This window comes from Streptomyces sp. NPDC051907 (assembly GCF_040681075.1).
Taxonomy (GTDB): Bacteria; Actinomycetota; Actinomycetes; order Streptomycetales; family Streptomycetaceae; genus Streptomyces.
The window spans coordinates 21,346-33,537 of sequence record NZ_JBFAYB010000095.1 but is presented as its reverse complement, the minus strand read 5'-3'; the positions used below and the strand labels follow the sequence as shown (position 1 = coordinate 33,537).

Below are 12,192 nucleotides of genomic sequence, written 5' to 3'. Positions count from 1 at the left end.
CCGAGGGCCAGATCTACGACTCCAACAGCTTCGCGCTGGCCGCCGCCGCGCGCGACGCGGGCGCGCTCTCCTATCGCTCCCCCGCCACGCGGCGCCCGCGCGCCGTCTCGCGACCCCGCGGGGCTAGCCTCGCGCTGTGGACAGTCAAAGCACCGCAGCCGACCCCCGTCGCAGCCGTCCCCGTGTCGGCCACATCCAGTTCCTGAACTGTCTCCCCCTGTACTGGGGGCTGGCCCGAACCGGAACTCTTCTCGATCTCGAGCTGACGAAGGACACCCCGGAGAAGCTCAGCGAGAAGCTGGTGCAGGGCGATCTCGATATCGCGCCGGTCACCCTTGTGGAATTCCTGCGCAATGCGGAGGACCTCGTCGCATTTCCCGACCTCGCGGTCGGCTGCGACGGTCCTGTCATGTCCTGCGTAATCGTTTCGCAGGCGCCGCTGGAGAGTCTCGACGGGGCGCGCGTCGCGCTCGGTTCCACCTCTCGTACATCCGTGCGCCTGGCGCAGTTGCTCCTTTCGGAGCAGTACGGAGTGGAGCCCGCGTACTACACCTGTCCGCCCGATCTCGGGCTGATGATGCAGGAGGCCCAGGCGGCCGTCTTGATCGGGGACGCCGCGCTGCGGGCGTCGCTGCACGACGCTCCCCGGCTCGGTCTTCAGGTCCACGATCTGGGGCTGATGTGGAAGGAGTGGACCGGGCTGCCGTTCGTCTTCGCGGTATGGGCGGCGCGCAAGGACTATCTGGCGCGCGAGCCCCGCGTCGTACGGAAGGTGCACGAGGCCTTCCTCGCCTCGCGGGACCTGTCCCTGGAGGAGGTCGCCAAGGTCGCCGAGCAGGCCGCCCGCTGGGAGAGCTTCGACGCGGACCTGCTGCGGCGGTACTTCACGACCCTCGACTTCCGGTTCGGGCCCGAGCAGCTCGCCGGCGTACGGGAGTTCGCTCGCCGGACCGGGCCGACGACCGGGTTCCCCGCCGATGTGAAGGTCGAGCTGCTCGGCCGCTGAGAGCCGGCCCTGAGAGCCGGCTTCTGCGAGTCGACCACTGAGAGCCGGCCGCTGAGAGCGGGCGGGGGGCGGCGGGTCACTCGACGCGGATCGGGGCCTGCATCTGGTCGCTGATCCACTTGATGGAGCCCTCGCCCATGCCCCGGACGTAGCTCTTCGCGTTGTGCTCGCCGTCCTGGATGACCTGGAGGCGGGTCTTGATCGGGCCCTTGCCGTAGGTGGCCATGAACTTCTTCAGCCGGCCCAGCCCGGACTCCTTGGTGCCGATCTGGAACGCCACGTAGATCTCGTCGTTCCTGGTCCGGGGCCGGGCCGTGAGCGCCTTGGCGAGCTTCTCCGGGTTGTTGGCCTGCTTCTCCTTCTCATGGCCCGCCCACAGCGGCGAGTCCGGCACGATGTCCGGGCCCGAGGCGATCACGGCCTTGAACTGGTCCGGGCGCTTGAGCACCGACTTCAGGCCGACGAAGCCGCCGGAGGACGAGCCCATGAAGGCCCAGCCGTCGCGGGACTTGAAGGTGCGGAAGTTGGCCTTCACGAAGTCCGGGACGTCCTCCGTCATCCAGGTGCCCATCTTGGGCTGGTCCGGGATGTCGCTGCCGTCGTAGTAGTGCTTGGCGTCCGGGTTGAGCACCGGCATCACCACGACGAAGGGCAGGCTCGTGCCGTCCTTCGACCACTTGGCGATGTTCCGCTCGAGCTTGAGGTCGGTGCCCATCCAGTAGTTGTTGGGGTACCCCTTCCCGCCGGGCAGGGCGATCAGGACGGGGAAGCCGCTGTTCGCGTACGCGGGGTCGAAGTACTGCTTCGGAGCCCACACCCACACCTTGCCCGTGAAGCCCGACTTCTTGCCCACCAGGGTCGTGACGCCGATCTTCGTGCCGTCGCCGAGGGTGTTCTGGATGGTGAAGGACGCCTTCGGACCGGTCGGCATCCGCGTCTTGGCGGCGGCCTCCGCCGCGGCCTTGTCCGCGGCCGAGCTGCTCGCGCCCACCTGCCGCGGGACCGACCGCGCGCTCGGTCCGTCGAACGAGACCGGCTCGCCCTCGTCCGAGCAGCCGGCGACGAGTGCGACAGAGCCGATGGCGACGGCGGCTATGAGGGCCTTGGGCAGGCGTTTCATGGCGGGACTCCGGTGTTCTGGCACAGGTGGGATCGGGACAAGCCGTGAGATATACGTCCTTGGAGACGGCCGAACGCCCCGATCGGTTGGCTGCGGTGCGATCTCAATCCTCGTGACGCGGCGCACCACGGCCCTACGCTGAGCCGGAGCACGCGACGTGCTGGCAGGGCGATCGGGGGAGTTGGGGATGCAGCCGCTGGATCCGGGCGAGCCGCGAAGCATCGGCGCGTATCGACTGCTCGGCAGGCTGGGGGCGGGCGGCATGGGCCGCGTCTACCTGGGGCGCAGCGCCGGCGGCCGCACGGTCGCCGTCAAGGTCGTCCACCCGCACTACGCCCTCGACGAGGAGTTCCGGGAGCGCTTCCGCCGCGAGGTGGAGGCCGCGCGGCGCGTCGGCGGCCAGTGGACCGCGCCGGTCCTCGACGCGGACCCGGAGGCCCCGGTGCCGTGGGTCGCCACCGGCTATGTGGCGGGCCCCGCCCTCTCCCAGGCGGTCAACGAGCACGGCCCGCTGCCCGAGCACGCGGTGCGGGTGCTCGGCGCCGGGCTCGCGGAGGCGCTCACGGCCGTGCACGCCCTCGGTCTCGTGCACCGGGACGTGAAGCCGTCCAACGTGCTGCTCACCCTGGACGGGCCCCGGCTGATCGACTTCGGGATCGCCCGCGCCACCGACGGCACCGCCTCGCTGACCTCCACCGGCGTCTCGGTGGGCTCGCCCGGATACATGTCGCCGGAGCAGATCCTCGGCAAGGGCGTCACCGCCGCGGCGGACGTCTTCTCGCTGGGCGCGGTGCTGGCGTACGCGGCGACGGGCGCGGCCCCCTTCCCGGGCGACTCCTCGGCCGCTCTCCTCTACAAGGTGGTCCACGAGGAGCCCGAACTGGGCTCTCTGGCGGGCGACATGCGCCGGCTGGTGGCGGACTGCCTGGCCAAGGACGCCTCCGTACGGCCGACTCCCGCGCAGATCGCGGGCCGGCTCGCGCCCGGCGGGGCGGCCGCGCTGGTCGGGTCGGGATGGCTGCCGGGGGCGATGGTCCAGCAGGTCAGCCGGTCCGCGATCAGCCTGCTGGACCTGGAGCCGGCGGCGGCCGACCCGGTGACGGCCGACCCGGCGGCGGCCGACCTGGTGACGGCCGACCCGGCGGCGTCGGGGCCCGTCGCCTTCAGCAGCCCGGCGATCGGGACGTTCGGGCCGCCGATGGAGCCCGTCCACGGGTCCGGCCCGGCCGACCGTGCGCCTGCCGCGGGGTCGCCGTCAGCGGGGCTGCCCTCCGCGGGGCTGCCGTCCGCGGAGCCGCCGGCCGTGCCTGTGCCGGCGCAGCGGGCGCCCGAGGACGCGCGGCTGTCGATCTCGGTGACCGCCGGCTCGGAGCCCGGCCCGCGCCGGGGACGGCGGGTCAGCTGCACGGTCGCCCTGGCGGTCGCGGGGGCGCTGGCGGCGGTGACCGTAGGCGGGACGTTTCTGCTGAGGCTGAACCAGGAAGACGGGAAGAGCGACGCCCAGGGCTCCGACCAGAGCCCGGCCGAGAGCGAGGCCGCGACGCCTCCCCCGGCGGCGGGCGAGGTGCCGAAGGGCTTCCTCGGGTCCTGGGAGGGGCCCTTCACGGTGGACCTCGCGGGCAGCGAGATCGCCGCCGGGAACTTCAAGGTCGTCCTCAAGGCCGGCAAGCCCGGCGAGAAGATCGGCACGGTCAGCCAGTTCGACCTCCTCGGCAGCTTCACCTGCGAGGACGAGCTCGTGCTGCGCAGCGCCACCGCGCAGCGACTGGTCGCCGAGGGCAAGGCCAGCGACAAGCCCGGCAACAACTGCACCGGCGACGCCCACACGGTGAAGCTGACCCTCGACGGCGACCGGCTGAGCTACGTCTCCGACGAGTCCAGGGCCGGCAACCCGAGCGCGAAGCTCGAACGGGCGGACTGAGCGCCCCCGGTCGGACGGGCGGACTGAGCGCCCCCGGTCGCGCGCGGGGGCGTGATCCGGCGGGTCGGAAGAGGGGGCCGGAGAGGGTCTGGACCTGCTGGCGTAGGCTGGATCGGTCCGTCCGCACCCCGTTGAAAGGGACATCCCGGTGACCGAGAAGGCCGACCTTCAGTCTGTTCTCGACCGTGCCGCCGAGGGTGGTCGGATCACCCCTGAGGAGGCGCTCGACCTCTACCGCTTCGCGCCGCTGCACGCCCTGGGCGCGGCGGCCGACGCCGTGCGCCGCCGCCGGTACGCCGGCACGGAGCACATCGCGACGTACATCATCGAGCGCAACATCAACTACACGAACGTATGCGTCACGGCGTGCAAGTTCTGCGCCTTCTACGCCCCGCCCAAGGACGCAGCCAAGGGCTGGACCCGCGACCTCGACGACATCCTGCGCCGCTGCGCGGAGACCGTCGAGCTCGGCGGCACGCAGATCATGTTCCAGGGCGGACACCACCCGGACTTCGGCGTCGAGTACTACGAGAAGCACTTCTCCGCCATCAAGAGCGCCTTCCCCCAGCTGGTGATCCACTCGCTCGGCGCCTCCGAGATCGAGCACATGGCCAAGATCTCCGGCGTCTCGGCCGAGGAGGCCATCAGCCGTATCCACGCCGCCGGCCTGGACTCGTTCGCGGGCGCGGGCGCGGAGCTGCTGCCCGCGCGGCCCCGCAAGGCCATCGCGCCGCTGAAGGAGAGCGGCGAGCGCTGGCTGGAGATCATGGAGATCGCGCACGGCCTCGGCGTCGAGTCCACCTCGACCATGCTCATGGGCACCGGCGAGACCAACGCCGAGCGGATCGAGCATCTGCGGATGATCCGCGACGTACAGGACCGGACGGGCGGCTTCCGGGCCTTCATCCCGTACACGTACCAGCCGGAGAACAACCATCTGAAGGGCCGCACGCAGGCCACTCTCTTCGAGTACCTGCGCATGATCGCGATCGGGCGGCTCTTCATGGACAACATCGCCCACATCCAGGGCTCGTGGCTCACCACGGGCAAGGAGATCGGGCAGCTGACGCTGCACTACGGCGCGGACGACCTCGGCTCGATCATGCTGGAGGAGAACGTCGTCTCCTCGGCGGGCGCGAAGCACCGCTCCAACCTGCGCGAGATGATCGACATGATCCGCACCGCCGACCGCGTGCCGGCGCAGCGCACGACGACGTACGAGCACATCCTGGTGCACGACGACCCGGCGAACGACCCGGTCGACGAGCGCGTCGCCTCGCACATCTCGTCCACCGCGATCGAGGGCGGCACGGCACACCCCGAGCTGAAGATCCTCTCGGCCAACTGAGCCCGCGGTGCAGACGATCCATGTGGCGGACCGGGTCTTCGGAGCCGGCCGCCCCGAGGACTGCCGGGCCGTCGCCGTCGACGCCGGGCTGATCGTGGCGATCGGCCCGTACGAGGCGATGGCCGAGGCCCGTCCGCAGGCGCGGGTGCGGCGCTGGCCCGGGCTGCTGACGCCGGGGCTGCGCCACCCGCAGTCGCTCGCGCTGCTCGAGGGCGCCTACCACCCGGACCCGCGCGAGGCCGAGGAGCTCGGCGACGAGCCGCTGACCGGCCAGGCGCTCGCGGCGCTGGCGATGGACGACGCCCGCTGGGGCGCGAGCGCGCGGCGCGGGCTGCAACGGCTGCTGCGGCACGGCGTGATCGCGGTCAGCGGCCCGTTCGCCCGGCCCTCGGTGCGCACGGCGGTCGCGCGCTCGGGGCTGCGGGTGGAGGAGCCGCCTGTGGAGGCGCTGGGCGTCGAGGAGGCGCGCTCTCGGCGCGAGGGCGGGGCGCTCGCGCTGGACCCCTTCGCCGGCTTCCCGCTGAGCGCCCTGATCGCCGGCTCGCTCGCCCCCGGATCCCCCGCGGACTTCGCCGTCTTCGACGTCCCGGCCGACGAACTCCCGGCGCGAGCGCTGCGGGAGCACGGCGCCGGAAGCTGCGTCGCGACCGTATTGGCTGGACGGCTGGTGCACCGGCGCGCGTAGGGTGGCCCCGCCTATGTGACGGGAGGGGCCAGTGATGCCGGTGGTACGAGTGGCGGCGGCCGCGGCCGCCGCCGTGCTGCTCGCCGTGGGAGGAGGCGCCGCCCACGCGGCCGAACCGCCGCCCACCCGCGCGGACATCGCGGCCGAGGCCCTGCGCGAGGACCCCGTCTACATCAGCCCCCATCTCGACCCGCACGCGGTCGGGCCCGGCGACGTCCAGCGGATCCGCGCCGCCGCACAGCAGCTGAAGGCCGCCGGGTACCCCGTGTACATAGCCGTCAGCCCGGTCTGGGAGGGCGACGGCAGCGGCGACTTCGGCGTCGCCTACCTCGCGCTGCTGCACGACCGGCTGCGCGAGGACGGCGCGTATGTGCACGTCGACCAGAGCGGACGGGCGAGGCTGCGGACGTACGGCGTGAAGACTCCCGGGGACCCGACGGTCGTCGAGAACGGGCTCTCGGGCTGGCGCGACGACGAGGACGCCTCGCTCGCCGACATCGCGGTCGTCGCGCTGAACGGACTGCGCACCGGCACGGTCCCCGGCGGACGGGGTGCCGTGAACGACGACATGGCCTACCGCGGACCGGAGCACCGCGCGGAGAAGGCAGCGCTCGTCGTCGGGAGCGCGGGGGCGGCGACCTGTACGCCCAGGAGTACGGCGTGGACCGGGACGCGGACACCGCCCTGCTGCTCGGCGCGTACGACGACCCGCTCGCCGTCGCGCTGCCCCGCTTCGTGGACGTGATCGCGTCCGGGACGGCCGAGGAGCGGTACGAGAAGGAGAACGCCGACGACGAGGAGGCCGACGACGACGAGAACACCATGTCGCCGTGGACCGCCCTGGCGATCCTGGTCGGGTTCATGCTGATCCTGGGCGCGGTGTTCGCGAACTCGCTCAGAACTCCGAAATCCCCGGGCTCGGGCAAGCGGAAGGGTGCTGCTTGAATGGGTGCGTGACCCGAGCATCCCTGGACAAGCAGCCGCACGAAGTCGCCTCGATGTTCGACGACGTGGCGGCGAACTACGACCTCACCAACGACGTGATCTCGCTCGGCCAGGACCGGCGCTGGCGCAAGCAGGTCGCGAAGGCGGTCGCCGCGCGCCCGGGGGAGAAGGTCCTCGACCTGGCCGCGGGCACGGGCACCTCCTCGCTGCCGTTCACGGCCGACGGCGCCTACGTCGTGCCGTGCGACTTCTCCTTGGGGATGCTCCGCGAGGGCAAGAAGCGCCACCCGTGGCTGCCGCTCACCGCCGGCGACGCGATGCGGCTGCCGTTCCGCGACGGCGTCTTCGACGCCGTGACGATCTCCTTCGGGCTGCGCAACGTCCATGAGACGGACGCGGCGCTGCGGGAGCTGTACCGGGTAGCCAAGCCGGGCGGACGCGTCGTGATCTGCGAGTTCTCGCACGCGACCTGGGCCCCGTTCCGGACGGTGTACGAGGAGTACCTGATGAAGGCGCTGCCGCCGGTCGCGCGGGCCGTCTCCTCCAACCCGGACGCGTACGTCTACCTCGCCGAGTCGATCCAGTCCTGGCCCGACCAGCCGGGGCTCGCGCGCAAGCTCCAGCAGGCCGGCTGGGAGAACGTCGCCTGGCGCAATCTGACCGGCGGCGTGGTCGCGCTGCACCGCGGAACCAAGCCGAAGTAAGCGGCTGTGGAGCTGGACTACCAGGCGCTGCTGGAGCGCATCGCGCAGGACGTCGCCGGGCACGTCGGCAGCGGCACGCCCGCCGAGTACATCCCCGCCCTCGCCTCGGTCGACCCGTTCCGCTTCGGCATGGCCGTCGCGGACCTGGACGGCCAGGTGTACGGCGTAGGGGACTGGCAGCGCCCCTTCTCCGCCCAGTCGATCACCAAGGTCTTCGCGCTCGCGCTGGCCCTCGCCCACGGCGGCGACAGCCTCTGGGAGCACGTCGGCCGGGAGCCCTCGGGCAACCCCTTCAACTCGCTGGTGCAGCTGGAGTACGAGAACGGGATCCCGCGCAATCCCTTCATCAACGCGGGCGCCCTCGTCGTCACCGACCGGCTGCAGACCCTCACCGGCGACGCGAGCAGCGAACTCCTGGACTTCCTGCGGCAGGAGAGCGGCAACGCCGACCTGTCCTTCGACCCGGAGGTCGCCGAGTCGGAGTCCGCGTTCGGCGACCGCAACGCGGCGCTGGCCCACTTCATGGCCTCGTACGGCAACATCACCAACCCCGTCCCCATGCTCCTCGACCACTACTTCTGGCAGTGCTCGATCGAGACGAGCTGCGCGGACCTGGCGCTCGCCGCCCGTTTCCTGGCCCGCCACGGGCTGCGCGCGGACGGCTCGCGGCTGCTGACCCGCAGCGAGGCCAAGCAGATCAACGCGGTGATGCTGACCTGCGGTACGTACGACGCGGCCGGCGAGTTCGCCTACCGGGTCGGGCTGCCGGGCAAGAGCGGCGTGGGCGGCGGGATCGTCGCGGTCGTGCCGGGGCACTGCACGCTGTGCGTATGGAGCCCCGGACTGGACGCGCGCGGCAACTCCGTCGCGGGCGTCGCGGCGTTGGACCGCTTCACCACGCTGACCGGGCTCTCGGTCTTCTAGCCCCGGATTCGCTCGCCCGTCGTCGACGCATGGTGAAGAGGCATACGCGGAAAGCGAGTTGACGGGAACCGCCAGCCGGGGAAGATGTGTCAGTCGTCTACGACCGTCCACCGCTGTCGACGGCGGTCGTCTCCCCGTCAGCTTCCACGTCCCCGCGTGTCACCTCGGAGTGCTCCCCATGGCGTCGTACTGCCCGCACTGCGGAAACCCCTCTCCCAACGAGGCCCGCTTCTGCATGAAATGCGGGCGCGAGCAGGTCCCCGCGCCGGAGGCGCCGCCCGCGCCGGTCTCCTCCGGGCCGGCCGCAGCGCCGGTCTCCGCAGCGCCGGTCTCCTCCGGGCCGCCCGTCCCCGCCGGCGCCCCGCTCGCTCCGCCTCCCCCTCCGCCGCCCCCGGGGTACGGCCCAGGGCCCGTCCAGCCGTCGCCCGCCGGCGTGTTTCTCGGCCGGGTGTTCCGCGGCGACTGGCTCGCCTCGGCGAAGGCGGCCGCCTGGCCGGCCGGTCTGCTGCTGGTGCTCGCGGCGGCGCTCGCCATCCCCTCGTACGGACAGGACGACGAGGTCGTCGTCGGCTGGAGCGACCGGCTGCGGATCGCGCTGGCCGTGCTGCTCCAGGGCGTCGGCGGCGGCTTCGAGATGACGGCGACGGAGAGCCGGCCCTCGCGGTTCGGCGACTCGGGCTCATCGGGGTCTTCGGGGTCCGGTGGGATCTCGAGCGACGACTTCCCCGGCTACCCCGGCGGATCCGACTCGAGCTTCTCGGACAGCCGCGGCCTCGGCGACTCCGGCCTGGACGCGGCGCAGGGCGCCATCACGTTCTCGCTCGTCCCGCTGACGGTGACCGTCCTGTTCGTCCTCGCGCTCTGCCTGGGCGCGCGCATGCTGCGTACGCGCGGCGAGGGCCTGGAGGCGGCCGTACGGGTCTCGCTGCTGGTCACCGGCGCGGTGCTGGTCCTCGGTCTGTTCGCCCAGCCCGCGATCGCGGGCGTCGAGGTCTCCTCCTCCCCGCTGCTGGCCGCGCTCGGCGCGCTGGTGATCTCGCTCCTGGCGACGTCGGGCGTGCTGCAACGCGACGATCTGGCGCTCTGGCTCGCGCAGCGGCCCGGCGTGCAGTCGACGGTCCGCTCCCTGGGAACGGCCCTGCGGGCGCTCGGCGCCGTGATCGCGATCTGCTCGCTGGTCGGCTTCGTCGTGTACGCCAACTCCGACGACCTGGACGGCCAGGCCCTGCTGGCCGGCGTGGCGATCCTGCCCAACCTCGGCTTCGCGGTGCTCGGGCTGAGCTGGGGCGTGCCGGTCGAGTACGACGTCGACGGCGGCTTCAGCGTGATCGGCTCCCTGCGGGAGCACGGCAAGTTCGGGCTGGGGGAGATCGGCGACGAGTGGGGCGGCGGCGCGATGGCCGGGACGCTGGCGCTCGGCGCGGTCTGCGCGCTGATCCTGGGCGTCTGGGCGGCCCGCCGCTCGGCCGACCGGCGCGAGCAGGTGCTGGTCGGGGTGTTCTCGTTGGGCCTGATCCTGCTGTTCCTGAGCGTCAGCGGATTCTCCGCCGAGATGTCGGGCGGGGTGTCGGACATCGGCGGGCAGGGCACGTGGGAGTTCGCGCCGAGCGTTCCGGACGGGCTGCTGTTCGGTCTGCTGTGGGTGGGAGCGGCGACGTTCCTGGGCCCGTTCGTCCTGCGGGCGGCGGGGCGCACGGCGGCGCCGCCGGTGTACGCGCCGCCGCTCCCGTACACCCCGCCGACACCGGGATCCACGCCCGCGCCGGGCTTCCAGCAGCCGACGCCGGGGTTCGACCAGCCCGCGCCGGGCTTTGAGCAGCCGGCGGCGCACCCGGCGACCGCGCCTGGGTTCGATCAGCCGGTGCCGGGATCTGCACCCGCGCCCGGCTTCCAGCAGCCCGCGCCGGGCTTTGAGCAGCCGGTGCCGCACCCGGCGACCGCGCCGGGGCTCGACCAGCCCGCGCCGGGGTCCGCGCCCGCGCCGGGATTCGATCAGCCCGCGCCGCACCCCGCCACCGCCCCCGGCTTCGATCTCGCCCCCGCGCCCGCCCCCGCGCCCGCCCACCACGCCGCCGCGCCCTACGCCCCGGCGCCGCACGACCCGTACGCCGTGCAGATCGGCCCCGCCCCCGAGCCCGCCCCCGCCTCCGGCGAGCGCAAGCGGAAGGTCGTCGTCTGGACCGCGACCCTCACCGCCGCGTTCGTGATCGGCGGAGGCGGCGCCGCCGGGGTGCTCATGCTCCAGAAGGACAAGGGCGCCGACGCCGACACGCGGAAGGACGAGAAGCCCGTCGCGTCCGCGAGCCCGACGCCCTCGCCCTCCCAGAGCACGCCGGGGACGCCGTCGACGAGCCCCACAGCCGACCCCACCGCCGGCCCCTCGGCGACTCCTTCGGCGAGCGCCGTAGACGGCTCGGACAGCTCCTCTGGCGGCGCCGCAGGCGGCGAGGCCCTCCCCTCCGGGTTCTCGCTGAAGCAGGACCCCGCCGGGTTCGCCGTCGGCGTGATGGACGGCTGGAAGCGCCGCCAGGCCGGCAGCCAGATCTTCTACGAGGCCCCGACCGGCGGCGCGTACCTCCAGGTCGGCATCGTCCCGAACACGCCGATGTCGTCGTACGAGAACTTCCTCGGCCTGGAGAAGAAGCACCTGGCGAACACCGGCGCCGACTACCAGCGCGCCCAGCTGACCCAGAACACCTTCCAGGGCCGCCCCGGCGCGCTCTGGGAGTTCACGCACGTGCCCGAGCCCGACGAGAGCGACCTGCGGCGGCACGTGATCGACCAGGCCTTCGTCGCCGCGGACGGCACGGAGTACGCGATCCTCGCCGCCGGCCGCGCCGCGGACTGGGACCCGGACCAGGACGTGGTGTTCTCGACCGCGATCAAGACCTTCAAGGTCGGCTAGTCGACGCCTCGGCGCCGAGGTCCAGGCGGAAGCAGTAGCCCTTCCGCTGGGACCTCGGCGTCGTGAAGGTCTCGACGAGCTCCATCCCGAGCCGCTCGATCACCGCGATCGACCGCGCGTTGCGCGCGTCGACCATCGCGACCACCCGCTCCACCCCCGCCGCCCGCACCCGCTCCAGCGTGGTGCGGGCGGCGGCCGTCGCGTACCCCTTGCCCCACGCGGCGCGGGTCAGACGCCAGCCGATCTCGATCTCGCCGACCGGGCCGAAGCCCTCGTGCGGCCACGGCTGCGCGCCGGTGAAGCCGATGACCTCGCCCGACTCGTCCAGCATCGTCCAGAAGCAGAAGCCCCGTTCGGCGTCGTGTCTGCGCTGCCGGGCGGTCAGCTCCTCGTACTCCGAAAGCTCCGCCGACGCCCCGCCGTGGAACTCCATGACCTCCGGATCGTCGAAGGCCCGATGCCAGGTCAGGGCGTCCTCGTCGGTGGGCACACGCAACTGGACGGCGGGGAGCGGCCTTGTCATAGGGAGGAGCCCTTCAGTCTGTGGATCAGCAGGCCCCCATAGACTGCACAGGTCCAGTGCCGATCGGTACGCAATATCGGTACGCAATATCGAGTCTTCGGGAGAACCCGC

At 72.5% G+C, this 12,192-nt stretch carries 11 protein-coding genes; 9 read left to right on the top strand and 2 right to left on the bottom strand.

What is annotated here, in order from left to right; all coding sequences use genetic code 11:
• Positions 1-136 precede the first annotated feature (136 nt).
• Positions 137-1,006: a menaquinone biosynthesis protein gene (locus AB0M39_RS33820; protein WP_365370591.1), complete on the top strand. Its 870-nt coding sequence runs from the start codon at positions 137-139 to the stop codon at positions 1,004-1,006.
• Between the two features lie 76 nt (positions 1,007-1,082).
• Here AB0M39_RS33820 and AB0M39_RS33815 read toward each other — a convergent pair whose 3' ends face one another.
• Positions 1,083-2,126: an alpha/beta hydrolase-fold protein gene (locus AB0M39_RS33815; protein ID WP_365370589.1), complete on the bottom strand. Its 1,044-nt coding sequence runs from the start codon at positions 2,124-2,126 to the stop codon at positions 1,083-1,085.
• Between the two features lie 187 nt (positions 2,127-2,313).
• Here AB0M39_RS33815 and AB0M39_RS33810 point away from each other — a divergent pair, with 187 nt between their 5' ends.
• From AB0M39_RS33810 to AB0M39_RS33775, 8 genes are all read left to right on the top strand, one after another.
• Positions 2,314-4,047, top strand: coding sequence for a protein kinase (locus AB0M39_RS33810; protein ID WP_365370587.1), 1,734 nt, complete (start codon positions 2,314-2,316; stop codon positions 4,045-4,047).
• A 148-nt stretch (positions 4,048-4,195) separates the two neighbouring features.
• A complete protein-coding gene (mqnC, locus tag AB0M39_RS33805) occupies positions 4,196-5,395 on the top strand; it encodes a cyclic dehypoxanthinyl futalosine synthase (protein WP_365370585.1) in 1,200 nt (399 codons plus the stop codon).
• Between the two features lie 7 nt (positions 5,396-5,402).
• Entirely contained in the window at positions 5,403-6,080 is a 678-nt protein-coding gene (locus AB0M39_RS33800; RefSeq protein WP_365370583.1) for a hypothetical protein, read from the top strand.
• Positions 6,081-6,114: 34 nt separating this feature from the next.
• The gene (locus AB0M39_RS33795; protein WP_365370581.1) at positions 6,115-6,825 is read left to right on the top strand and encodes a hypothetical protein; all 711 of its coding nucleotides are present in this window, start codon (positions 6,115-6,117) and stop codon (positions 6,823-6,825) included.
• The gene (locus AB0M39_RS33790) at positions 6,741-7,025 is read left to right on the top strand and encodes a hypothetical protein (protein ID WP_365370579.1); all 285 of its coding nucleotides are present in this window, start codon (positions 6,741-6,743) and stop codon (positions 7,023-7,025) included. Before AB0M39_RS33795 ends, AB0M39_RS33790 begins: the two co-directional genes overlap by 85 nt.
• Positions 7,026-7,033: 8 nt before the next feature.
• Positions 7,034-7,729 (top strand): demethylmenaquinone methyltransferase, encoded by a 696-nt coding sequence (locus tag AB0M39_RS33785; protein ID WP_365370577.1) that lies wholly within the window; start codon positions 7,034-7,036, stop codon positions 7,727-7,729.
• A gap of 12 nt (positions 7,730-7,741) precedes the next feature.
• Positions 7,742-8,653 (top strand): glutaminase, encoded by a 912-nt coding sequence (locus AB0M39_RS33780; RefSeq protein ID WP_365370595.1) that lies wholly within the window; start codon positions 7,742-7,744, stop codon positions 8,651-8,653.
• Between the two features lie 178 nt (positions 8,654-8,831).
• The gene (locus tag AB0M39_RS33775) at positions 8,832-11,558 is read left to right on the top strand and encodes a zinc-ribbon domain-containing protein (protein ID WP_365370575.1); all 2,727 of its coding nucleotides are present in this window, start codon (positions 8,832-8,834) and stop codon (positions 11,556-11,558) included.
• On the opposite strand, the gene AB0M39_RS33770 is transcribed toward AB0M39_RS33775, so the two are convergent.
• Complete coding sequence (locus AB0M39_RS33770; RefSeq protein ID WP_365370573.1) at positions 11,545-12,081, bottom strand: GNAT family N-acetyltransferase; 537 nt, start codon at positions 12,079-12,081, stop codon at positions 11,545-11,547. The genes AB0M39_RS33775 and AB0M39_RS33770 overlap by 14 nt on opposite strands.
• Between the last annotated feature and the right edge of the window lie 111 nt (positions 12,082-12,192).

Coding starts and splice junctions, on each gene's coding strand:
- AB0M39_RS33815 (WP_365370589.1), bottom strand. CDS start 2,126: ATGAAACGCCTGCCCAAGGCCCTCATAGCCGCCGTCGCCATCGGCTCT.
- AB0M39_RS33775 (WP_365370575.1), top strand. CDS start 8,832: ATGGCGTCGTACTGCCCGCACTGCGGAAACCCCTCTCCCAACGAGGCC.
- AB0M39_RS33770 (WP_365370573.1), bottom strand. CDS start 12,081: ATGACAAGGCCGCTCCCCGCCGTCCAGTTGCGTGTGCCCACCGACGAG.
- AB0M39_RS33795 (WP_365370581.1), top strand. CDS start 6,115: ATGCCGGTGGTACGAGTGGCGGCGGCCGCGGCCGCCGCCGTGCTGCTC.
- AB0M39_RS33810 (WP_365370587.1), top strand. CDS start 2,314: ATGCAGCCGCTGGATCCGGGCGAGCCGCGAAGCATCGGCGCGTATCGA.